We start from the raw sequence: 22,481 nt of genomic DNA, 5'->3' as shown, positions 1-22,481 counted from the left end.
ACCGCGCACTGGGTTTGGCGCACCAGGTGACAGGGTGTTTCGGGTCGTGAGTGCAACGACGTCAGCGGCGGAGCTGTGGGCTCTGCGGAGCTGCCGTGTGCGGCGGGCGCCGGGGCGCCGGCGATGACCACCACCGGTGAGCCGCTGGCCACCGGCCATCTACTCGATGGCCGCTACCGCGTCGAGAAGGTCATCGGCGTGGGCGGGATGGGGCGGGTGTACATGGCCAACGACACCCGGCTGGCCAACCGCCCGGTGGCGGTTAAGGAAATGCTGGTGGGCGAAGGGCTCCATGAGCGCAAAGCGGTGGAAGACTTCGCGCGCGAGGCGGCCGTGCTGGCACCGCTTTCTCATCCCGGAATTCCCAACCTGATCGATTATTTTGCCGAGGGCGGCCGTCATTACCTAGTGATGGAGTATATCGCCGGCGGCGACCTTCAGGGCTGGCTGGATAAGCAAGGGCCCAAATTTCAGGTTCCCGAGCCCCAGGTCCTGCGCTGGGGCCGCGCGATTTTGGACGTGCTCTCCTTCCTTCATGCGCAGCAGCCGCCCATCGTTTATCGCGATCTAAAGCCCGGCAACATCATGATCAACAAAGATGGCCACGCCATGCTGATCGACTTTGGCATCGCCCGCTTCCTGCCACCGAGCGGCCGCGGTACCCAGATAGGCTCGGTGGGTTATGCCCCGCCCGAACAATATCTTGGCAAGTTGGAACCGCGCTCGGATCTCTATTCGCTGGCCGCTACGATGCATCACCTGCTGACTGGGCGCGATCCGCAGATGGAGCCGCCCTTCAGCTTTCCGCCCGTGCGCCAGCTTGCCCCGGCGGTGTCGGTCGCCACCGAGAGAGCGGTCATGATGGCGCTGGAGCTTGATGCGGCCAAGCGGCCCAGTTCGGCGGCTGAAATGATCGCGATGCTGCCCAATCCCGAGCCCGAAGGGGCCGTGGGAATCGTGCACAACCACGTCGTGGCCAACCCCTCACTAGCTAATCTCAAGACCGCGGTTCTGAACAAGCTGGCACCGGCCACACCGGCTGTGACCGCGCCGCCATCGGCCCCAACTGCCTCAACTCCGGTAGTCTCGCCGACGGCGAAAACCGCCGACCTCAAAGGGCGTATCGCCGCGCGCCCGGCGGTCGCACCAGCCCCACCGCAGCGACCTGCGGTGGTGGCGCACAAGCCCCCCACTCAATCCGCCCCGGCGCCTAAGCCATGGCCGCAGCGGCCGGCCATTGCGCCGGGAGCTGCGGTCAATGGAAAGCAGGGCGCGCGCCCGGTGGTCGCGGTTGCCACGGGGCCGGCGCCGGATGGCATGGCTAAGCCAGCGTGTGGCGCTAGCTTGATCGGCGTGAGTGAAGCGCGCCGCTTTGCGCTGACCGGTATGCAGGCGATCGTTGGCCGGCATACCGGTCCGGCGGATCGGGTAGATATAGATCTTGGGGTCTTGAGCCGGGGCAGCGAGCGAATTTCGCGCCGACACGCAGAAATTATCAAACGGGGCGACAATTATTTTATTCGCGACCTGGGCAGTCTCAACGGAACCTTTATCGTCGGAGTCGGGCGCCTGGGACGGGATCAGCTCTATCCCTTGAAGGATCGCGACCAGGTCGCTTTTGGCAGTGTCACTTTCGAGTTTCGAAAAGACGTCAAATGATTACTTGTCCTGAATGTGGCCAGACCGCCCCCGACGAAACCCGCTTTTGCGACCGCTGCGGCCGGGGTTTACACGATGTCCCTGCTCCTGTCGCGCTGGCTCCGCTGGCGGTGGGCACGGAATTGGCGGCGCGCTTCAAAATCGTCGAACTGTTGAGCCAGAGCTCGGAAGAAAATCGCTACCGCGCGCTCAGCTTGGAGGACTCGACCCGCGTAATCCTGCGCGAGCGCGAAGCGCCGCCACCGCTCGTGCTGCTTGAGGAGTCGGAGGCGACCAGTAGCGTCGAGCCGGCGCTCACCGAAGACCCCACCGGCCCCCATGCTAAAACCGCCGACCTGAGCCTGCGCGCGGCCGCTCAGGAGGAGGCCGTGCCCGCCGCCCAGGAGGTAGAAGCTTCGGCTCCGCTTTCAGCGGCGCCCTCCGAGCAAGCTCGGGTGGAACCGGAGGGCGAACCAGCGCCGCCCGCGTCCCCGGCGAACAACGGCGCAGCGCCGCCGCGTGCTGATCTAGGAGAAGTGTTCGAGCGCGTCTTGGCGCTGTCGCACAATCTGACCCATCCGGCCTTTTACTGCGCCCAGGAGGGCTTCGTGGCCCAGGGGCGTGCCTACCTGCTATATCGCGATGAGGGGCTGACGCCATTCGCGCGCGGCCAGCGCATTCCTCGCCAATCGCCTGAGCAGGCAATCTCAATCACGCTTCAACTCTGTCAGGGGCTGGCGTTCTTGCATCGCCGCGGGTTGCGTCTCAACGACCTCTGCCCAGCTTCGATGATGGTTGACTCCGCTGGCCGTCTGAAGCTGACCGGCCTGGATTATGTAAGCAACGATACCGAATTGCAGGAAGCCCCCATTCTCAACGATGGCTACACCGCCCCCGAGGTATATCGGGGCAAGAGTGTCGATAAGCGAGCCGATATCTTTTCCGCCGGTTGCGTGCTGTATTCCTTGCTGACTGGAGAGCGGCTGGAATGCGAGACGTGGCGGGAAGAGGCGGGAGCGGTGCGCTTGTATCCGCCCCACGTGATCGCGCCCGCGCTGGAAAAGACTTTACGGCGCGCCTTGGCATTCAAGCCAGGTGACAGGTTCCCTAACGTGGATGCTTTCAAAGCCGAGCTGCTAGGTGAGAATGCCGCCTTTTCGATGCGCTGCGGAGCGGTAACTGACGTGGGGATGGTACGCGAACACAATGAAGATGCGCTCCTAACCTGGGAATACTTTCGCGATTCCGAAGTCGAGCCGGCCAGCCGCTACCTTTACGTGATTTCCGACGGCATGGGTGGCGCCGAGGCAGGCGAGGTTGCGGCGGCGATTGCCGTGCAAACCATCCGGGATTATGTAGAAAATGGACGCACCGCGCACACGCCGCTGGCGGACTTACTCCGGGAGGCATTGGAGGAAGCAAACCGCAAGATCCTAGAGAAACAGGCGCAAGATCCGGCCAAGCGTGGCATGGGTGCCACGGCGGTCGCGGCCTTGATCGAGCCGCCCGAAGCCGCCATTGCCTGGGTGGGCGATAGTCGTATTTATCGATGGGAGCAGGGCAAATTGTACCAGCTCAGCAAAGACCATTCCTTGGTCCAACGCTTGATTGAGATCGGGCAAATCACCCCTGAAGAAGCCCGTCATCACGAGCATAAGAATGTGATCACGCGCTCGCTGGGGGCGCGTGCCGCGGGTCCGGCGGGGGCCGAGGCGACCGCCCTGCGGCTTAAGCGCGGCGACCGTCTGCTGCTGTGCAGCGACGGTCTGATTGCTCACGTGGAGGATTCGCAGATTGCCGAGATTCTCGGCCGCCAAGCAGATCCCCACGCGGCCAGTTTAGAACTGGTGGTAGCGGCCAACGCGGGAGGCGGCACGGATAATACGTCCGTGATTGTGATCGACACGCAATAAGTATGGCTGACAGCGCACAGGCTGAGGCCGGCAATACCGGGCCGTTAGCGACCGGCACGCTGTTACAAAACCGCTATCTGATCGAGCGCTTGATTGGTGGCGGCGGAATGGGAGTGGTTTATCTAGCGCACGATCAGCGCTTGGCCAATCGCCCCTGTGCCCTCAAGGAGATGGTCGATCATTTTATCGACCCCCAGCAGCGGCGCGAGGCCAGCGAATACTTCGCGCGCGAGGCTGATACCCTCGCCCAATTGCGCCACCCCGCAATCCCCGCCATCACCGACCGCTTCGACCACGCCAATCGCCATTACCTGGTGATGGAGTACGTCGAAGGGCGCAACCTGGAAGAAGAATTGGCCGTTGCCGGCCGGCCGCTGGCTGAGAGCCTGGTCGTCGATATCGCCCGCCAGTTGTGCGAGGTGCTGGCCTACCTGCACGGCTTCGTGCCGCCCATTGTGTACCGCGACATGAAACCCTCCAACGTGATGCTGACGCCCAAGGGCAGGGTGATGTTGATCGATTTTGGAATCGCCCGCCTGTTCAAGCCCGCCAGCAAGGGCACCATGATCGGCACCCTGGGTTTCGCCCCGCCCGAGCAGTATCAGGGCCAGGTCGATCCGCGCAGCGACATCTATTCGTTGGGGGCCACCCTGCACTTCATCCTAACCGCGCGCGATCCCGAAAAATATCCGCCCTTTAGCTTTCCTCCTGTGCGTTCGCTGCGCCCCACGACCTCGGTTAACCTGGCCGGCGCGGTAGATCGAGCCTTGAGCTACGACGCCGAGAAGCGCCCCGCCACTATCGGCGAGTTCCGCGACATGATGCTTTATGGCACAGGGCTGGAGGGGACGGCCCAAAACACAGTCAGCCCGCGCGGTGGGACCGCCGATCTCACCAGAATCACAATGCCAGAGCGCCCGGCGCCGCCGCGGACGCGGGCGCGCCGCAGCCGTCTGGTGCGGGCTATCCGGATGGCGGTGCTGGTGTTGTTGTTCGGCTCGGTCGCTTTTGGCGCGACCTACGTTTATTTCGATCCACCCCTGCAGCAGCGGCTGGGCTTGACTCCCTACCTGGACCAATTACCCTGGCGGCACGAACAACTGCTGGCCCAGTTGCGTGCCGACCCGCTGCGATTCGAGCGCATGACGGTGCAGCTTTCTACCCGCGAAGGTTCGCCGGTTTCGCCCCCGCAGGCCAAGTTCACCGACTCCCAACTGGCTAATGATCGCTACTTGAGTTGGGATGCCACTTTCAAAAACCGGCTGTATGGGATCGAGGGCAGCAGTCAGAAAATCCAGGCGCGCTTTTACGATCCCAACGGCTTGCAGGTCGCGGCCAGCAACGCCGATCGCTTCGTCAGTCCGGATGAAAAGACCACCGATTTTAGCGCCGTGGCGCTGCTCCCGGCGATCTCCCAGTTGTCCCGCGGCCCTTACACGATCGCGCTGTACCGGGACGATAAGCTGCTGGGGCGTGAGCAGTTTTCGATAGTCGAGGACCTGGCCGCCGAGAAACGGGCCGAGGCGGCGCAAGCGGCGGCGGCGGCGGCGGCCAAGAAAGCGGAGGAACAGCGTGAGCAAGACGCGCGCCGGCTGGCGATGATCGCCGAACGCCGCGCCCACCCGCTGGAACTTCTGAACATCTCTTTTCTCAATACCACCAAAACTGGAACCCCGCTCTCCGGCCCCTCCACGACCTTCAACGCCGCCAAGGTGTTGTTCGTGGGCTGGCAGGCAACCTTCAAGAACCGGCTCTTTGGCCTGGATATGAATCAGTATCGGGTCGACGCCGCCTACCAGGCGCCCGACGGTCGCACCCTGGGTAGTGTCGATGATGTCAGGATGGTCTCGGACAAGGCCAAAGAAGCCACCTTTAGCGGCCGAATCGGTAACTCTGCCGGTGGTGCCTTTCTACCCGGCTCCTATACGGTTAATTTCTACCTCAACGGCCAGTACTTGACCCAAAAGCACTTCCGCGTGGTGTCTACTCTAGCCAGCGCGGGCAGCAGCATGGGCGCAGGCAGCGGACTGGGCCTGCCCGCCGCCGCGCCGCCGCCCGTCAATTTCGACTCGCCAATGGTGGCCAGCGGCACCATCGACGGACTGGCGGGCCGTGACGGGATCGCCTTGGAAATGAGATTGCGGCCCCAACCCAACGGCTTCTTGCACGGCGAATTGGATATTCACCAGGCGGGCTACGGCTCCACTCCGATCGACGGCTTCGTGCGTGGCTCGCATATCGAGTTTCAAGTGCCATATGGCACCAAGACCCTTTATTTCGAGGGCGAGCGGCGTACCAGCGGCATGAGCGGCCATTTTCAATCCGAACCCGCCGGCGAACAGGGAAACTGGAATGCGCGCATCGACTAGCGGCTTGCCGTGCAACGGAGCTAGGGTCATTGTGAACGCTAAACCTATCAAGCCAGATTGATCTCAATGGCAAGCAACGTCTCTCGCGAAAAATTGTTGTTTTACGCCGTCGCCGGTGGTCTGGGCGGGCTGGGTGGCTGGGCTGCGGCGGAACCCTTCCTGGGAATCCATTCGGTGTACGGGCGCGATATCGTGTTAGGCGCGCTGATCGGTTTATTCATCGCGGCTTTCTTGGCCTCGATCGAGGCGCTCAGCGTCAGTCGTTGGCGCCAAGCTGCGCGCGCCATCTGGCAAGGTGGCCTGATCGGCGCCTGTGGCGGCGCCATCGGCTTGTTGATTGCCGAATTTACCTTCGACATCCTGGGTGGGCTCAATGGCCGGATCGTAGGATGGGGCGTGCTGGGAGTTGCGGTCGGCCTGGGGGTGGGGACCGCCGCCCGCTCGGCCGCGCGCCAGCGCAACGGCGCCTTGGGCGGCCTGTTGGGTGGGGCTTTGGGTGGCCTATGCTACCAAGTCCTGACGCTGACTTTTCCCCAGGTCTTTGGCCGTGCCATCGCGATTATCATCCTTGGCCTGTTGATCGGTTTCTTCATCGGCTTGGTCACCGAGCTACTTAAGCGCGGCTGGTTGATGGTCGTGCGCAGCGCCAGCCGCAACGCCCGCGAAGGGCGCGAGTTTCCCCTGATCAAGCCCGTCACGGTTGTCGGCCGGGCCGAGGAAAGCGACGTCGGGCTGTTTGGGGATCAAGCGGTGCTGCCTCAACATGCCATCATTCGGCGCGAGGGCAAGGTGTTTTACATCTCGCCCACCGCCGGGAGTGCGGTCAGTGTCAATCGCCTCCCGGTCAGCGGGCGCCAGATGCTCAAGAGCGGCGACCGGGTCGAAATCGGCGGGACCCTCTTCTTGTTTCGCGAGCGCAGCCAAGCCGCAGGTTCCTGAAGCGCGATGGCCCGCCCCGCCCTGCTCATGCTCGCGGCGGCCTTGATTTGCGCCGCGGCTTGCTCCACGGTGCTTCCCCCCGAACTCGCCCAGCCGGTTTCTCATCAGAAGCTAACCTACTATCCCGGCTTGGTTAAGGGTTTCGAGCACAGCTACCCGCCGCGCACGATGCTGGTGCTGCCAGTAATCGACAACTGTCTTGCCAACGCTCCCAGCGATGGCGCCGCAAACGGCGAACATCAGGTCGGCGTGACCACCGATGGGCAGGGCAATGTGCTCCAGCGGCTTTACCTGGGCCCGATCGCCGCCCAGGTGCAAAGCGCGCTAGTGGCGGCGGCCGACGAAGCCGGATTGCGAGCGCGCCCAAGCGATCGGCCCGGCTATGACGGCCAGTCCGCCGCCGCCGATTACGTCGTGCAGAGCGAGGTCACCCAATGCTCCCTTAAAAAAAACCGCATCAACGTAGGCGATCTGGGGCCGAACTGGCAAACCGTGGCTAACTTCTCGCTCAGTGTCACGATCTATAAACCGCCTTTCCGAATCCCCTTCTGGCAAGGCAGTAGTGCCCAGACCTACACCGATCCTCCCGATACCGGCAGCGGTTTGGACGAAGACGCGGCGCAGATCTACGATCAGCCGGGGCAGGTTTTATCGGTGGCCTTCACCCGCGGGGTCGAGGGGATCTTCGCGCGTCCCGACCTCCACGAACTGATCAGCGACGATCGCGTGCTGCGCCCTTCCGCCGGCACGCCCTGAGAGCATCGTTCGGTTATCGTAAAAAAGGGAAGCGGCTTATGGATTACAACGCCTATCAACATCTGGACCTGCGACTTCAACCCGGGGGCGTGATGTTGGTGACAATGAATCGACCGGAGGTGCTCAACGCAACCAACGCTCGCTTGCATTGGGAACTCAGCCACCTCTGGCGCGAGCTGGACGAAGACCCGGCCGTGCGAGTGGTTGTCATTACGGGCGCGGGGCGAGGGTTTTCGGCCGGCGGTGACCTCGAATTGCTACGCGAGATGAGCCGCGATCGCCAGCGCCTGCTCAAGACATGGCGCGAAGCCAGCGACATCGTTTACAACCTGCTGGCTTGCAACAAGCCCGTGATCTCCGCGATCAACGGTCCCGCGGTCGGCGCTGGCCTGGCGGTGGCCCTGCTGGCCGACATAAGCATCGTGGCCGAGAATGTGCGGCTGAGCGATGGCCATTTGCGCTTTGGGGTGGCGGCCGGTGATCACGCCGTTATCCTATGGCCGCTGCTGTGCGGGATGGCCAAGGCCAAGTACTATCTGCTCACGGCGGATTTTATCGACGGTAGGGAGGCCGAGCGCATCGGCTTGGTCAGCCTATGCGTACCTGCCGCCGAGTTGCTCCCCAAGGCGATGGAAATCGCGGGCAAGCTGGCGGCCGGGCCGCAGGAAGCGCTAGAATTTACCAAACGCGCACTCAACAATTGGATCCGCGCGGCGGGACCGGCCTTTGACGCCTCGCTGGCGTTGGAGATGCTTGGCTTTCTCTCCCCCGACGCGAGCGAAGGAATCACCGCATTGGCGGAAAAACGGCCGCCCCAGTTCAAAGGCTAGACTCCGCAGGCTAACCCGGCATGTCAGGGAGATGGCAGTGAAAATCAAATTTTTGGGCGTGCGTGTGCATGTGCGAAGTTTGCTCCCGTTCCTGATTGTGGCCTCGTTGCTCCCCGCCGCCAGTGTGCACGCTGCTCGCCACAAGGTCGATTGCCGACAGGTGATGGTCGCGCTCAATCAGGGCCAAAAGCCCAAAGCGGTCGCAAAAGCGCTGGGAATTTCCGCCAGCAGCGTTTACCGCTGCCGTAAAATGGGGCAAGCCGGTTCCAAACCTGCTGCGCCTCCTTCGGCCGGCAGATAAGCTGCCGCGCTTGCGATAATCCTGAGCGCTAGCTGGCCAAACCGTTGGGGGCAGCGCTGAAGAGACTTGGCCCAGGCACGATCGGTACGCTGCTCAGTTTGTTTTCGCCGTCTTGCCCCTATGGCTAAGGCACCTCATTGCCCTGTTTTAAATCCCCCTTGCGGAGACCTTCTCATATCCTGCTCGAAACCTGCCGCGATAAGCGCCTTTGAGCAGCAGGAAACACCAGTTCTGCCCTTTTCTCTTCGAATGTCACTCTTTTTCGCTTTGGCTTGCGTAAAATTTATGATATATGCGACGGCCATAATCTATACCGCGCTTTTGTCCGCTGAGGCGAAGAATCGGCGCGGGTGTGCTGCCCAAGGAGGTTGGTCGGCAAATGTCAATTGGTGTAGTCAAATGGTTCAGTCCTAAAAAGGGCTACGGTTTCATCACCATGGACGATGGCCAGGATGTCTTCGTTCATTACAGCGCCATAGGTGGCGTAGGCTTCCGCTCGCTCGAAGAAGGCGACAAGGTGTCGTTCGAGGTGATGCAGGGGCCCAAAGGCCTGCAGGCCTCCAACGTGTCGCGCCAAGAATAAAGCCGCACCAACGCGCCGCTGGGGGGCGGTCGCGCAACTCCATAATCTCTGCGCTACATCACTTTGGGGGAGGGGCGCCTTAGCAGGTCGCCCCTCGCGGCCTCGTCGCTCGAGCCCCCGAACTCTGCCGCCCCGGCCTTCGTTTAACCTCGATCATCGGGCAAGTCCGCGTCACGCGGGTCCATCCTTCGCCTTACCGCACAGCTTGACGCCGAGACCAAACGGCTCCGAGCTGATCAAATGCTCTTGCTGGAAGCAAAAGCTCCAACCAGGACGCAAGCCTCTGGTCATACTTGTATATCATAGTCATCTTGTAATTTAGTTTCGATATGGTCAGACTCCGATTATCGATACGAATGGATAAAGGAAAAACTTGAACGGGTGAACCCAAGGAGCTGCTGTCAATGAAATGCCCGCAATGCCAGCGAATGCGTGTCCGGGTTGAACGCCTCAGCGCGCACCATCCAAGTCTGGTGGAAGTTGCGGGTCAGGACCTCTGCCCAGCACGCATTCGAATCAGGGGCGGACGAAACCTGTGTTACGCACGCTGGCTACAAGACCCGGGCTGGACGGTCGATAGCCCCGGAGGTGGCGATATGGCGACGGCTAGAGTTTCGCCGCCCGCGGGCTTCGCTCAAGTAAAGGGGGACGGCGGAGCCCGTGGTCGATTAACCGCCGAAGGCGAAAGGTGAGCGCGTGGTCGCTAAACGAACCCGGCTGTCGTGCACCGTAATGATCGAACAACCGACTCTGTTCGCTGAAAAAAAACGGTGGTCATTACGAAGGAGGTGAAGGGCGGAGAACGGCCGCGGCGTAGCGATTGCGGCTGGCGGATTGATTGATGGAGTTCTGCCCGCGTGGTGGTCAGGCGGAGGCGAACACTTGCGGCTTTAGCGGTTCGCCCTATGGCGGGTGTGGAAATCGAAGCGAGCTTGAACCCCGGCCTTAAGCGTCAGATGTCGGGAGAGTTTCAGATGCGTCGGTACCACAATAATCGTAATGTCCAACTGGCCAAAGATTTGTCGCTCATCGCGGTGCGCAGCCAGATGCTGACCCTTAAGAGCGCGCCCGAGATCCTCAAGTTTTGCCACGATGTCGTAGCCGACTTGGTCAGCGAGCATATCCGGCTAACCGCCCTGATCGGTCAATCCCTCGCCACTAGGCGACGAACCCGCAAGCCTGCCAGAAGTCGGCGCGCAACTGGAGCGAAGCGGGCGATAACATTTAAACGGCCGCTATTCGAGAAAAACTGAAAAGAGCAGCTAAAAATGAATGGGGCGACAAATGAATGGGGCGACTCGTGAACTCTTCAGGGTGTCGGACAGTGCAATGTTCTCCCAAGTGTTGTTCAGTTCCACGATTAGGCAGACCTGGCGATCAAATCTGTCTGAACAGTTCAGATTTGGTAACTAGTGGCAAAAACCACACCTGAGCTGAAATTAGATGCGAGGAGCGGGTTTCTTCGAGTTCTACAGTGATACTTCGCGATGCTGGAAATCGTGGGCCGTGGTTTACTCGGCTCACGCGCGATGGCATCGCTTTGGCTACGGACAACCCAGGGGCGCCAGTTGGCGCTGCTGGTGGACCTCCTGGCTGGGCCTCCACGACTAGTGTGCTCGAAGTTGGCTTGAAATTTGGTGGGCAAAGTCGGACGGGTCTAGAGAGCTGGGCGACCTTGCTGGCGCGGGTCGTCCTACTGGCGCCAACGGTGGGTGGGCAAGGCCTCAGCCCTGGCGGCTCCGCCATCGCGTTCGTATGACGAAAATCACCATCGAGATTATGGCCCGGTAGATCTGCAATCCGAAAAAACTCCTCGCGCCAAGCATCAGGGCGATTTAAGTCTAGCGGTAACCGGTGGCCGGCATACAGATCCTGGCGTATGAGTTTGCCCGATATTCAACGGCACGGCACAATCTATCGACGTCCGGCTAACCGACATCAAAGGCAAGCGGCTACAAAGCCGCCGGTCGCGCTCGGAGCGATGCCGGAAAAGGCGTGTGCCCCTGAGCTTTCAGGGAATCTGACACTGGCGGACACAGGAATGCTTCTTGGCAAACCCCTAGCGATGTTTGCATTTTTTGTCACCATGCTCGGGTGTATCTCGTCGCTGGCCGGCGCGACTACGCCAGCCAATTCAACGGCGCTCGATCCTCGCGCGATAAATCTGATTTTCGTGGTCAGTGAGGATCAGGCTCACCACGCGCGGGGCGACATCAATCCAGTCACCGCAAACCTGACCGATCGAGGTTTGCGGCGCACCCTGATGATGGCAACCTATTTGCGGCGCCGCGTGTTCGGTGGGCATGACGTCGATGCCGTCTATGTGTTGGAACCGATGACCCATTTGCAGACCGCCGCCCAGCTGCCTGACCTGGTGGCGGCCGAGAGCGTGGAACAATTCGCGCTGCTCAACCAGATCTCCCTGCCCATTCGCGGCGGAGAAGTGGTTACCGCCAACAGCTTTCCACTTAACGTTACTTACGCCCCCTGGGCGCAGCCCCGGGGGCTGGCGACGCCACATCCTCCCTGCCCTGCCTGCCAAGGGCTGGATTTCGGCGACCGCAATGGGGACAACGAAGCCCTGGTGCGTGGTGTCATCCAGGCAGGAGCTGCGGGCTTCTACCTCTTCTGCGCGCCCTGGGAAACCCTCGCTCGTCTGATGACCGAAATCGACCGCGAGGGTCATTACCACTTGGTGATTCCGACCCGCTATCCTGGCCCCGATACCATTTATGCGATAGCGATTAGGCCACAAGCCACGCGCTTGATTGTTTACCGCAATCCTCTCAGCCCTGCGCCGACTTATCCTGATCTACCAGCGCCGCTGCCGATGAGTAAGTCGTGCATGGAGCAGCAACCCTTCAAAATCCAGATCACCGCGCGTGATGCGGCCCCAGTGCCCGGGCTCAATCGCGACGAAACCGTCTGGCTCATCCGTCACGCCGAAGCTCATCCGGGGCGCTTTTTCGAGGATGGCAACAACGTTTGTGCCGGGCAATGGCGGGCGCTGGCCCTGCCCGAGGTCTTGCGGGGTAAAATAAATCCGGATCTGGTCTACTCGGTGGACCCCGCGCAAACGGTCGGCGGCCGGCATCAGGGACGGCGGTGGTCCTACGTTAGGCCGGCGCTTACCGTGGCTCCCTACGCGATCGCCGACGCACTACCTTTCGGTCTGATGACCACTTCGCTGTGGAACGATTGTCAGACCAGAGCGCCTTTCCCTTGTCCTACCACCGACTTTTTCTTCAAGGGCGGAACTTTTAGCCATCACCGCCTGCTGATAGCCTGGGAACATAACCGCATTCCCGCGATTGTGCAGAATCTGATTGACGCCTATTATCCTACCGGCGCCGCGCCGCAAGTACCGGCCTGGCCCGCTGAGGATTACGACAGCATCTGGACCGTGCGTCTGGACCATCGGGGCAATTTGACGGTTGTCAACGGTTGCGAAGGAATTGACAGCCGCGCTTTACCCGCCGCCTGTCCGCTTTTCTGAGCCAAAATTTCGCGCTGCTTGCAACTGGCGGCCGTTGGGCGCTATGCAAGCGACGGAAGTGTACAAACATTTCGGGCAACCACGGCAAGCCTGAAAGCGGTGATCATTCGATGAAGAGTTCAACCGTGGTCAAGCGGATGGACCAAGTTGTCAGCGATTTCGTTGTGCGCACGCGGTTCTTCAATGAACCACTCAGCCGCGGCCGTGCGGCGATGTTCGTGTTTCAACATCGCCTCAACACGCGCCAGCGTAATTCGGTGCTTAAGCTGGCGGTGGCCACCAACACCCCGGATTGGGACCTGCGCCTCCGAATCATCGGTGCCAGCGCCGAGGAAATAATCGCCGATCACGCCCATGGCGGGGGCAAGCCACATTGGCGAATTCTGGAAGAATTGGGGGTGCGGATAGGGTTGTCGCTGGAGCGCATCCTGACCTATCCTGCGCTGGATTCCACCCGCATGTGCTGGTTGGCGTGGGAAGCGTTGATGAAAAACCGCCACTGGCTGGAGGGACTGGTGGCCAACACCTGCGCGGAGCGAATCAACGTCCCCGGCTACGGGCGCGGCCTGATGCGCGAGTTAGGCTGGTTTGGGCTGGAGCGGCGGCGCTGGGGCAAATTGTTTGGCCTGCGAGAGCATGAATTGCACTTTTTCGGCCTGCACGAGGCCGCCGACATCGAGCATTCCAACCTGGGCTGGAATGCAGTGGCGCAATATGCCGCCGACTTGAAGATGGAGGAGGCGGTAGTAGAAGCCTGTCGCATCAACCTGGTGGTCTGGGAACATTACCTGAACGGCATCGGTGCGGCTGGCGACCAGCTACCCCGCGCCGAGATTCCCACTTGAGCACTATTACCCATTTCCGCGCTGGCCTGAGCGCGCCGCTGGTCGCTTGCGCTCTTTGGGTGGCCCGGGACGCCTGCGCCCGCCTGATGAACATACATGGGGTACGCTGAATGAACGACCCAGAAGCTGGGGGCCTCGGCCGCCTGATTCTCAACCAGCGCCACTGGATTGGCGCGATTTTGTTGGTAGCGACCGCGCTGATGGCGATGGCGGCCCTCAAGGTTAGAATCGCCACCAATTTCATTGACTTGTTTCCCAGCGATCACCCCTACGTCAAGCTGTACGAACGCTACTTACATTACGGATCGGCCGAAAAGGTGGTGTTCGTGCTCCACGTCCGGCATGGCGACATCTTCAACCCCGACACCTTGGCCCGCCTAGAGAATATCCAGGACGACACCGAACGGCTGCCCCGGATTGACCACGACATGGTCTTCTCGCTGGCTTCTTACATGACCAGCTACGCTTCTGCGGTTCCGGGTGGGATCCGCTGGCGCAATTACATCGATCCGCAAGTGCCCGAGACTCCCAAGGAGATTGCACACCTACGCGAGTTGGTGCGGGTCCATCGCAACGAGGTGCGCAACTTGATCAGCCCCGACGACAAGAGCGTGGCGGTCGTGGGGACCTTGCTACAGAGCAACGCCGAAGACTATACCGCGCTGTTCGCCGCCATCCAGGCTATCGTTAAGCGCTACCAAAACGCCAACAACGCAATCTATGTCGCGGGTGAACCGGTGGTCCGCGGCTATGGCTACCATTATTTTGGTGTAATTAAAGGGATATTTTGCCTCTCCATCGGCTTGATGGTGCTGGCACTGTACCTCTGCCTAAGACGGGCGGGCTCATGGTGGGTGCCGGCCGTTACCGGTACTTTCTCGGCCTTGTGGGGCCTGGGTTGGGTGGGACTGCGGGGTTACGATTTCGATCCGTTGATGCTGGTGGTGCCCTTGCTCTTGACTGCGCGCGACATCAGTCATGGCGTGCAGTGGCAGCGGCGTTATTACTACCTGCGCGGGCAGCTCGGCGATTCGACCCAAGCCTGCATTCTGACCACCAACTACATGCTCCCCGCTGGCCTGCTCGCCATCATGGCCGATGTCGCCGGAATCATCTTTATCTCTTTTTGCGGGATTCCTGCTCTGGAACATATCGCCCAGGCCGGCACGGTGTGGTTGGCTGCCAGCCTGACGATGGTGTTCGTCTTTCAGCCGGTATTGATGAGCTATTTACCGGTACGCGAATTCGTTGCGCCGGCCCGAACCTATCCCCGTGTGCGTGAACTCGGCTACCGGCTGGCTCATTGGGGCACCGAGCCGGGCCCCGGCCGGGCCGCGCTTATACTCGGCGCGCTTGTCTTTTTGGTCTGGGGCGTGGTCAGCGGGTTGCGGGCGCGGGTGGGATATTTCGCGCCGGGCACGCCGTTGTACAAGGCTACCGCCAAGGTTAATCGGGACCTGGTTCAAGTAGAGCGCAATTTCCCCACCGACGAGGGCTGGGCCGTTGCGGCCGTGCCCAATTCTTCGAACCCGCCCGCATTGCGCATCAACGATCTCAAAGTGCTGCGCATGCAGGTCGCCCTGCGCGATTTCTTGCTGAACGACCCGGTAGTGCGGGATGTGCAAACGCTGGCTAATGACGCAATTATCCCTTCGCAACCGCTGCTTTACGACGGCCATCCCAAATTCCATGGGCTGCCCAGCGGCAATCGCATTGTCTTGTACAGCGTCATGATGTTTATGCATGGAAAGGCGCGGGCCACGCTCGAGCAGTTTTCCTATCGCAACACCACCTGCATTCGCGTCATCCTTAAAGATCACACCGCCGCCAGCCTCGATAATCTGCTACGCGCGTTAGGGGATTTCCAGCGTGGTTACCTGGCGCATCATCCCGATCTGCGCGGGCTCAGGCTGGAGTGTTTGGGCGGGATCGCCGGGCTCTACGCCGCCGCCAATGACGTGTTGTTTCGGCTGGACATGCGCAACATCTTTTTCGTCTTGGCGTGCGTTTTTGTATTCTGCACCGTGGCGTTTCGCTCCTTCAGTGCCGGGCTGTTGTTCGTGGGCGCCTGCATCCTGGCCAATTTCGGTGCTTTCGTTTATTTGCAATTGCGCCACATTGGCTTGACCATCGATACCGTGCCCGTCATTTCTCTCGGCATCGGTCTGGGGGTGGATTATGGAATCTATACGGTTTCGCGCCTGCGCGACGAAGTGCGAGGCGGCATGGGGCTGATCAACGCTGCGATTTTGGCCAAACAGAGTACTGGTGGTACGGTTCTGATGGTCTTCGCCATTATGATCGGCGCGCTCGTGCCATGGATGTTTTCGCCCGCCCAGTTCCATGCCAACATGAGCTTGCTGCTGGCGCTATTGATGCTGCTCAATCTGATCGCCGGGGTAGTGGTGGTTCCCGCCTTTATCACCTGGTTGGGGGTGAGCTTCGTGACTCGCGGGCAGGCGCGTAAGGCCCGCTCAGCGGCGTGAATGCAACGTGCTCGTCCAAGGTCTAGCGGGCTGGCAAAAAATCTGCTCGCTCTTAACTCGCCCGGTCAGCGGGAAAGACTGAGAAAGGCGGCCAGCTTTTACGCAGGACAACCACAAACGATGCTTGTGGGCTGCTCCGGGCTTTTTGATTCCGACTTCATAACCGAGAAATGTTGAGCTGAGTCAGCAGACGCCGGTACAAAGAGCCGTCGGGTTGGATTACGGCCTGCATGATATTGAAGTGATGGCAGTGTGGCTGGGCGCCCGAGTCCACCGTGAAGCCGACGCTAGTGGCGGCTGCGGCCAACACATGTGACTGACGCTGAAATTCCTCGGTTTCCAAATCTCCCCAGGCTACGATGAGCGGGCGAGGATGTCCGAGCTGGTACAGCGGACTCAAGCTGCGTGCGCTTTGCGCGTCGAGTTTCAAGGCCTGGTTGCGAAAACTCAGTCGCACCGGCTCGAGATCGTATAGGCCGCTGAGCAATACAGCGCTTTTGATGGTATCGGTAGGCAAGCCCAATGCCGCCTGCCAACCGTCCGCCAATTGCATCGCGGCCAGGTGGGCGCCCGAGGAATGGCCGGCGATATGCAAGTTGGACGGGTCGGCGCCCCAGGCCGCGGCGTTGGCATAGATGAAGGCGATCGCGCGGCGGATCTGGGCGACCATCTGCTCCAGGCCGTGCGCCGAGACCGGCTCGAAGTCGAGGGTGACCAGACTTATCCCGGCCGCCATCAAGGCTGGCGCCAGCAGAGCAGCGTCCTCTTTGCTGCGCGCCTGCCAACCGCCACCATGGCAAAAAATCAAGATCGGCGCGCCCGACCGAGAGGCAGCGTAGAGGTCTAATTTCTCCAATTCGCGGGGGCCGTAACTTACATCAACCGCCGTGCGAAGCCGCAAGGCCGCTGCCGCGAGCTCGCCATTACGCGCCATCGCGCGCTCCAAATCGGCCACCCCCGTGCGCGGCTCGAGTTGGCGATCGAGGGCTTCCTGCTCGTAGTCCAAAAATAGCGCCATGTTCGAACCTCCGCAGCGCTGTGCTCATTGGGAACCTTAGTTGCCGATGACCGCCGCGTCGAGCGCCGCCCCAAGCATGCCGACTCTCTTGACGGCGCGCGCGAGGGCGGATTAGCGTCAAACCAAGCCGGCTCGGCGCCGCAACCACCTCAATTGGAAGGAAACAGCGATGGAAATAATTGATGCTGACGGCCATATCAACGAGGGCACCGCGGCACTGGCCGAATACATGGAGCCCGCCTTTCGCGAGTACGGCCCATCGCAGGGGTTTCGTTCCTACTATCCCACCGACGCCTGGGATCGTTCGGTGCGGGGCAGCCTAGGCCACAATGTGCGCACGCCCGAGGATTGGCTGGAGGCGATGAAGCGCGGACCGATGGAAATAGCGGTGCTTTTTCCCACCCAGGGGCTGAGCATCGGCTGGATTCGAGAGGCCGATTTTGCCGCTGCCTTGTGCCGCGCCTACAACGATTTCTTCCACGCACAGTACACGCGACGCGATTCACGTCTGAAGGGGATCGCTCTGCTGCCGATGCAGGATGTTTCCGCCGCCGTGCGCGAACTGCGCCGTGCGGTTGAGCAGCTTGGGATGGTGGGCGCGATGCTGCCCTCGGTGGGTCTACGTCATCCCCTGGGTCACGAAATGTACTGGCCGGTATATGCCGAGGCCGAGCGGCTTAACTGCATGCTGGCCTCGCATGCCACCGTGCGCGGACCTCAATACTTCGGCGCCGATATCTTCGACAATTTCATCGAAGTCCACACTCTCTCCCACGCTTTTGCCCAGATGACCCAGTTCGCCTCGATGATTTTTCGCGGCGTACCCGAGCAGTTTCCCAAACTCAAGCTGGGCTTCATGGAAGCTGGCTGTACCTGGGTGCCTTTCTGGATCGATCGGATGGACGAGGAATGGGAGCTGCGAGGGAAGCTGGAGGCACCCAAATGCCGGCGCAAGCCCAGTGATTATCTGCGCCAGGGCAATATTTACTTCGGCCTGGAGGCGGGCGAGCAATCGATCGCCGAGATGGTGCGCCGCTTCGGTGACGAGATCCTGGTTTTTGCCTCCGACATCCCACACTGGGACTCCGAGTACCCGGAGAACATCCATGAGTTGGCCGAGCGCACCGACCTGTCGGAGCAGAGCAAGCGCAAGCTGTTTGCCACCAACGCCCGCACCCTGTACGGGCTGAAGTAGCCGCGGGCCGGCCTTAGTTCCAGCGGCCGAAGCCCAGGCCGATTCCGGTGCCCGCAGGGCTGCGATAGATCGGCACGTACTCGTGCCAGCGCATGGTGAAGTTCAGGCCAGCAATCGCGCCCGCCATCATGATCCAGTTGCGAATTTCGGAATTGCCCGAATTGAGCAGCTTGGCCGGGATGGTACGCAGAGTGTACTCGTCGCCGTCGCGCAGCGCGTCCAATAGCGTTCGGTCCAGCCATTCGTCGGTGACAAAATGGCTCAGGCCGCCTGAAGCCATCACCACCACGCGTGCCGGCTCAGGCCAGGCTTCGAGCGCCGTTCGCATCGCCCGCCCGATATCGAAGCAACGCGCCGGAGTGGGCTGGTTGGGTGGATAATAGGTATTGAGCAGAACCGGCACCACCGGAATCTGCCGCTTGCGCATCAGGCGGATGATCGGAAAGGTGATGGCGTGGCCGAAGCCGCCATGTTTGGAGGTTGGCGGCACCCCGCTGCTGGCGGCAACGTCGATTCCCTGCTCGATCAGATGTTCGATTAGACTTCGCGCGGCCTCGGGCGCACCGGCGAATTCATGATGGCCGTCCACGCCGTAACCTCGCTTGACGTCGAGCACCCATTGCTCGTCGCCGGGCGGAAAAGACGACCATTCGGTGCTAATGGTCGAGCCATAACAGATAGCCAACGCCGGCAGATTGTCCATCCCGAATAACTCGTCCTGGTCGTCGCCGATAATCACCACTACATCTGGATCGATCTCGGCCATGTCGTCAGCCAAACGGTCGAGCGCGCGCTGCGCGCTACTGTCCAAGCCGACGAAATTTTCCACCGTCGCCAGTGGCGCGTAGCGGCGCTCTACTTGGCGCTCCAGTTCGACATAGCTCACGCGCCGGCCGGTGCGGTCGTAGAGATCTTGGCTGTTCATCTCACGCTTGACCCGCTCGGGCCAAAGTTGCGGTTTGATAACCAGGACCGGGCTGTGAGAGGTGCCAATACCAGCGACAATTCGAGCCATGGCGCCCACCTCGGAATATTGGTCCGTTCAGTCTAATGCGCGTCGCCAGCCGAGGCAAAAAAGGGTGGGCCGGGGATGTCGGCATCCGCGGCCCGCGCCAGACTACTTCCTGCCTCGCCGCTTGGGCGGCGCCATTTTGAGCAACTTGTAGGCATTGTCGCTGTAAAGTTTGGCCAGCTCCGCCTTCTTGAGCTTGAGCCCGTCGATCGCGCGAATGGTCTCGCGGATGAAAGTGGGGCCACCCTCGGGATCGAAGGGACAATCGGTGCCGAACAGGACATGGTCGTCGCCGAAGAAATCCAGCCCGCAACGGATCGCCGACCGAGACCCATTGACCGCGGTATCGTTGTAGAACATGCGGAAGTAATCCACCGGCCGTCTGCCCTTGGCGTTCATCTCCTTGACGATGGTGGTATAATCCACTTCCGCCGTGCGGGTGCCAAGCTGATCCATTCCCAAGGCGATGCGCTGCTCCAAAAACGGCACCATCGCGCCCAGGTGATGGGTTATCAGCTTCATGTTGGGCCAGCGATCGAAGAAGCCCGAGAACACCATCCGCCCCATTGCGATCGAGGTTTCGTAGGGCCAGCCGAATAGCCACCACAACTCGTACTTGGACTTGGGCTCGCTGGCATAATCGGTCATGCCCGGCCCGCGCGTGGGATGCATCCAGATAGGCAGGTCGTAGGCCTGCATGCGCTCGAAGATGGGGGCGAATTCGGGGTCGTCGAGGGGCCGGCCGTTGACGTTGGTGAAAATCTGGATGCCGCGCGCACCCAGCTGATCGATCGCGCGCTCCATCTCGGCCAGTGCCGCAGGCACGTTGTTCATCGGCAGCGAAGCGGCAAAGGCCGGGAAGCGGTCGGGATAACGGCGGCAGATGTCGGCCATCCCGTCGTTGGCGATTCGCGCCAGCTCAGGCGAGCCGTCAGGCGGCGCGATGAATTCAATGGCGGGCAGGGACAGGGTCAGGATTTGCTGGTACTCCTGGAACTCGTCCATCATCCGCAGGCGGGCGTCCAGATCATAGAGCACCGGGATATTCAGCCAGCGCTTGATTGCGTTTTTGTCGGGTGCGACTTCGACCATCTTGTCAAAGAAGGCCCGCGGAAAAATATGCGGATAAACATCTACTTTCATGCGTCCTTCGCTCTCCTTGGTCAGCGGTGGATTGAGAAATAGCTTGTGTCCACCGCGCGCGGCGGACAGCGAAAACTCTGCCTACAGTAGCGCCCTCTCAAGCGCTGCGCCAACTGGATTGGATGCAGAAAAAGCGCGCGCGCCGGCAAGCAGAACTAAACTACCGGCGCCAGCTCTTCCATCACGCGGTTGCGAGTCTCGATCGCAAACCGCATGCAGATAAGCCCACCTAGCAACGCCGAGCCGCCGAAGACAGAGAACACCGCGCCCATCCCGGCCGCCGGCAGCACAAATCCCACCACGTAGGGACCGATCATCGCGGCCACGCGCAACCATGCCGCGGCCACGCCGCCACCCAGCGAGCGCAAGTGGGTGGGGTAGTTTTCCGCCGTGTACATGCCCATCGCAAGCGCCACCGTGTTCACTCCTGTCAGTCCCAACGCCACCAGGATCAGCACCCGGTTTGCGCTCATCGAAGCGCTGCCGGTGAGGACGAACAACGGGAGCGCACCCAGGATGAGGGCAGCGCTAATCCATGGCTTGCGGCCGGTATGATCGATCAGAAGCGCGACCGCCAGCGATCCCGCCAACGAGACCAGCGTCGTGATGAAACTGAAATTGAGTGCTTGGCGAACCGATAGGTGATAGACCGTCCGGTAAATCGTGGGCAGCCAGCCGGTCAGTCCGTAAGTTACCAGGTAGGTACAGAAATAGATCGACCACACCACCAGCGTGCGGCGCAGATATATCCCTCGGAGCAGATCGCTGAAGCGAGTGGAGGCGGCTACGACCGCGGGCGCCCGCTCGGGAATCGGCGGCAAAGGGCGGAGGCCGTGGTCGGAAATCGCGGCTTCTATCTTGCTCAGCACGCGGTCGGCTTCGACCACTTGACTGCGGCTGGCCAACCAACGGGGTGATTCGGGCAAGCCCGCGATCAAGGGCAGCATAATCAGGGCCGGGACCGCGCCCAGCACGAACATCCATTGCCAACCCAGATTGGGAACGATCCAGACCCCGGCCAGGGCTGACGCGCTGATGCCCAGCGGCGCCGATAGTTGATAGAGCAAAATGAAGCGGCCGCGCTGACTGGCCTTGGCGATTTCGTTCATGTAGGAATGGCCAACGGGGATTTCGCCGCCCAGCCCCAGGCCCTGCACGAAGCGAATGGTCAACAGTAACGTGTAACTCCAGACCGCGGCACACAGCAGACTGGTGACCGAAAAGAGCGCAACCGACCACAGCAAGGCCGGAATCCGGCCACGCCGCTCCGCCGTATAACCGAAATAGACCGAGCCCAGTGCCTGGCCGGCATAACCAATTGCGATAAGGCTACTGATCTGAACCGGGTTGAGCTTCCATAGCGGCACCAACACTGGCAAGACGTAAGCGATCGCCAGCGCATCGAAGGAGTCGAAAAACCAGGCAAAACCCACCACCAAGCGGACCCGGGTATGCCACCTGGCAATCGGCAGCCGCTCCAGGCGTGCCGCGATTTGGTAATCATGTGCCGGCTGCGCGCGCGGCGTCGATCCCGCTTCCACCGTAAGGTTGACCCTTTCCAACGCGCTGGCTACGGCCGCAATCCGCGCGCCTGTCTCCGTTACATGCTCCGTTTCGCCGCCGGGCACAAGCTGGGAAGCGCGCACCAAGGGGTGGGTTTTCTGTCCCGCGCGCAAGAGATAGTTTTGAGGGCAGGGATAGCCAGCGTTATGAAGCAATTTTGGCGCAATCTGATGTCCGGCGAGTTGTCTGCCGGCGCCGCCTTCTTACTTGTAGCAATCTTGATTTTCGGAACGGTCGCAGTTCTGGCCGTGGGCGAAGAAGCGGTCGAAGAACTGACCGGTATCAGCGAGCCCGCCGATAGCTCGGCCGCCTCACCCAACCTCCTCCCATCCGTGCAATTGCGGCTGGCCGATATAAGTTCCACGCCGGCTGCGCCACGGCTCGGTTAAGAACG

Annotated in this window: 17 protein-coding genes; 13 read left to right on the top strand and 4 right to left on the bottom strand. The window is 61.1% G+C overall.

Annotated elements, in window-relative coordinates:
• Positions 1-123: 123 nt before the first annotated feature.
• The 11 genes from VKV28_01975 (at position 124) to VKV28_01925 (ending at position 16,156) form a co-directional block, all read left to right on the top strand.
• A complete protein-coding gene (locus VKV28_01975) occupies positions 124-1,659 on the top strand; it encodes a protein kinase (protein ID HLH75551.1) in 1,536 nt (511 codons plus the stop codon).
• The gene (locus VKV28_01970) at positions 1,656-3,551 is read left to right on the top strand and encodes a Stp1/IreP family PP2C-type Ser/Thr phosphatase (GenBank protein ID HLH75550.1); all 1,896 of its coding nucleotides are present in this window, start codon (positions 1,656-1,658) and stop codon (positions 3,549-3,551) included. Before VKV28_01975 ends, VKV28_01970 begins: the two co-directional genes overlap by 4 nt.
• 2 nt (positions 3,552-3,553) lie before the next feature.
• A complete protein-coding gene (locus tag VKV28_01965) occupies positions 3,554-5,920 on the top strand; it encodes a serine/threonine-protein kinase (protein HLH75549.1) in 2,367 nt (788 codons plus the stop codon).
• Between the two features lie 66 nt (positions 5,921-5,986).
• Positions 5,987-6,859: an FHA domain-containing protein gene (locus tag VKV28_01960; GenBank protein ID HLH75548.1), complete on the top strand. Its 873-nt coding sequence runs from the start codon at positions 5,987-5,989 to the stop codon at positions 6,857-6,859.
• A 6-nt stretch (positions 6,860-6,865) separates the two neighbouring features.
• Entirely contained in the window at positions 6,866-7,615 is a 750-nt protein-coding gene (locus VKV28_01955) for a hypothetical protein (protein ID HLH75547.1), read from the top strand.
• 38 nt (positions 7,616-7,653) lie between these two features.
• Positions 7,654-8,445 (top strand): enoyl-CoA hydratase/isomerase family protein, encoded by a 792-nt coding sequence (locus VKV28_01950; protein HLH75546.1) that lies wholly within the window; start codon positions 7,654-7,656, stop codon positions 8,443-8,445.
• Positions 8,446-9,125: 680 nt separating this feature from the next.
• Positions 9,126-9,329 (top strand): cold-shock protein, encoded by a 204-nt coding sequence (locus VKV28_01945; protein ID HLH75545.1) that lies wholly within the window; start codon positions 9,126-9,128, stop codon positions 9,327-9,329.
• A gap of 905 nt (positions 9,330-10,234) precedes the next feature.
• The gene (locus VKV28_01940) at positions 10,235-10,582 is read left to right on the top strand and encodes a hypothetical protein (GenBank protein ID HLH75544.1); all 348 of its coding nucleotides are present in this window, start codon (positions 10,235-10,237) and stop codon (positions 10,580-10,582) included.
• A gap of 788 nt (positions 10,583-11,370) precedes the next feature.
• A complete protein-coding gene (locus VKV28_01935) occupies positions 11,371-12,825 on the top strand; it encodes a hypothetical protein (protein ID HLH75543.1) in 1,455 nt (484 codons plus the stop codon).
• A 110-nt stretch (positions 12,826-12,935) separates the two neighbouring features.
• A complete protein-coding gene (locus VKV28_01930; GenBank protein HLH75542.1) occupies positions 12,936-13,670 on the top strand; it encodes a hypothetical protein in 735 nt (244 codons plus the stop codon).
• Between the two features lie 110 nt (positions 13,671-13,780).
• A complete protein-coding gene (locus tag VKV28_01925; protein HLH75541.1) occupies positions 13,781-16,156 on the top strand; it encodes an MMPL family transporter in 2,376 nt (791 codons plus the stop codon).
• A gap of 157 nt (positions 16,157-16,313) precedes the next feature.
• Here the strand turns inward: VKV28_01925 and VKV28_01920 are convergent, their stop codons facing one another.
• Positions 16,314-17,174 (bottom strand): alpha/beta hydrolase, encoded by an 861-nt coding sequence (locus VKV28_01920; GenBank protein HLH75540.1) that lies wholly within the window; start codon positions 17,172-17,174, stop codon positions 16,314-16,316.
• 169 nt (positions 17,175-17,343) lie between these two features.
• On the opposite strand from VKV28_01920, the gene VKV28_01915 reads away from it, so the two are divergent.
• Positions 17,344-18,369: an amidohydrolase family protein gene (locus tag VKV28_01915; protein ID HLH75539.1), complete on the top strand. Its 1,026-nt coding sequence runs from the start codon at positions 17,344-17,346 to the stop codon at positions 18,367-18,369.
• 13 nt (positions 18,370-18,382) lie between these two features.
• Here the strand turns inward: VKV28_01915 and VKV28_01910 are convergent, their stop codons facing one another.
• From VKV28_01910 to VKV28_01900, 3 genes are all read right to left on the bottom strand, one after another.
• A complete protein-coding gene (locus tag VKV28_01910; protein ID HLH75538.1) occupies positions 18,383-19,384 on the bottom strand; it encodes a hypothetical protein in 1,002 nt (333 codons plus the stop codon).
• Between the two features lie 102 nt (positions 19,385-19,486).
• On the bottom strand, positions 19,487-20,524 hold the full coding sequence (locus tag VKV28_01905) for an amidohydrolase family protein (GenBank protein HLH75537.1): 1,038 nt from the start codon (positions 20,522-20,524) through the stop codon (positions 19,487-19,489).
• 155 nt (positions 20,525-20,679) lie between these two features.
• Entirely contained in the window at positions 20,680-22,065 is a 1,386-nt protein-coding gene (locus VKV28_01900) for an MFS transporter (protein ID HLH75536.1), read from the bottom strand.
• A gap of 168 nt (positions 22,066-22,233) precedes the next feature.
• On the opposite strand from VKV28_01900, the gene VKV28_01895 reads away from it, so the two are divergent.
• Positions 22,234-22,476: a hypothetical protein gene (locus VKV28_01895; protein ID HLH75535.1), complete on the top strand. Its 243-nt coding sequence runs from the start codon at positions 22,234-22,236 to the stop codon at positions 22,474-22,476.
• Positions 22,477-22,481: the final 5 nt, after the last annotated feature.

The sequence above is a fragment of the Candidatus Binataceae bacterium genome, from assembly GCA_035294265.1.
Classification (GTDB): Bacteria; Desulfobacterota; Binatia; order Binatales; family Binataceae; genus DATGLK01.
Note: the sequence above shows the minus strand (reverse complement) of the source record. Positions and strands in the feature narration are given on the sequence as shown.

What these genes read in the sequence shown, in the direction of transcription:
- VKV28_01975 (HLH75551.1), top strand. Translation starts at nt 124, where the DNA reads ATGACCACCACCGGTGAGCCGCTGGCCACCGGCCATCTACTCGATGGC.
- VKV28_01970 (HLH75550.1), top strand. Translation starts at nt 1,656, where the DNA reads ATGATTACTTGTCCTGAATGTGGCCAGACCGCCCCCGACGAAACCCGC.
- VKV28_01965 (HLH75549.1), top strand. Translation starts at nt 3,554, where the DNA reads ATGGCTGACAGCGCACAGGCTGAGGCCGGCAATACCGGGCCGTTAGCG.
- VKV28_01960 (HLH75548.1), top strand. Translation starts at nt 5,987, where the DNA reads ATGGCAAGCAACGTCTCTCGCGAAAAATTGTTGTTTTACGCCGTCGCC.
- VKV28_01955 (HLH75547.1), top strand. Translation starts at nt 6,866, where the DNA reads ATGGCCCGCCCCGCCCTGCTCATGCTCGCGGCGGCCTTGATTTGCGCC.
- VKV28_01950 (HLH75546.1), top strand. Translation starts at nt 7,654, where the DNA reads ATGGATTACAACGCCTATCAACATCTGGACCTGCGACTTCAACCCGGG.
- VKV28_01945 (HLH75545.1), top strand. Translation starts at nt 9,126, where the DNA reads ATGTCAATTGGTGTAGTCAAATGGTTCAGTCCTAAAAAGGGCTACGGT.
- VKV28_01940 (HLH75544.1), top strand. Translation starts at nt 10,235, where the DNA reads ATGGCGGGTGTGGAAATCGAAGCGAGCTTGAACCCCGGCCTTAAGCGT.
- VKV28_01935 (HLH75543.1), top strand. Translation starts at nt 11,371, where the DNA reads ATGCTTCTTGGCAAACCCCTAGCGATGTTTGCATTTTTTGTCACCATG.
- VKV28_01930 (HLH75542.1), top strand. Translation starts at nt 12,936, where the DNA reads ATGAAGAGTTCAACCGTGGTCAAGCGGATGGACCAAGTTGTCAGCGAT.
- VKV28_01925 (HLH75541.1), top strand. Translation starts at nt 13,781, where the DNA reads ATGAACGACCCAGAAGCTGGGGGCCTCGGCCGCCTGATTCTCAACCAG.
- VKV28_01920 (HLH75540.1), bottom strand. Translation starts at nt 17,174, where the DNA reads ATGGCGCTATTTTTGGACTACGAGCAGGAAGCCCTCGATCGCCAACTC.
- VKV28_01915 (HLH75539.1), top strand. Translation starts at nt 17,344, where the DNA reads ATGGAAATAATTGATGCTGACGGCCATATCAACGAGGGCACCGCGGCA.
- VKV28_01910 (HLH75538.1), bottom strand. Translation starts at nt 19,384, where the DNA reads ATGGCTCGAATTGTCGCTGGTATTGGCACCTCTCACAGCCCGGTCCTG.
- VKV28_01905 (HLH75537.1), bottom strand. Translation starts at nt 20,524, where the DNA reads ATGAAAGTAGATGTTTATCCGCATATTTTTCCGCGGGCCTTCTTTGAC.
- VKV28_01895 (HLH75535.1), top strand. Translation starts at nt 22,234, where the DNA reads ATGAAGCAATTTTGGCGCAATCTGATGTCCGGCGAGTTGTCTGCCGGC.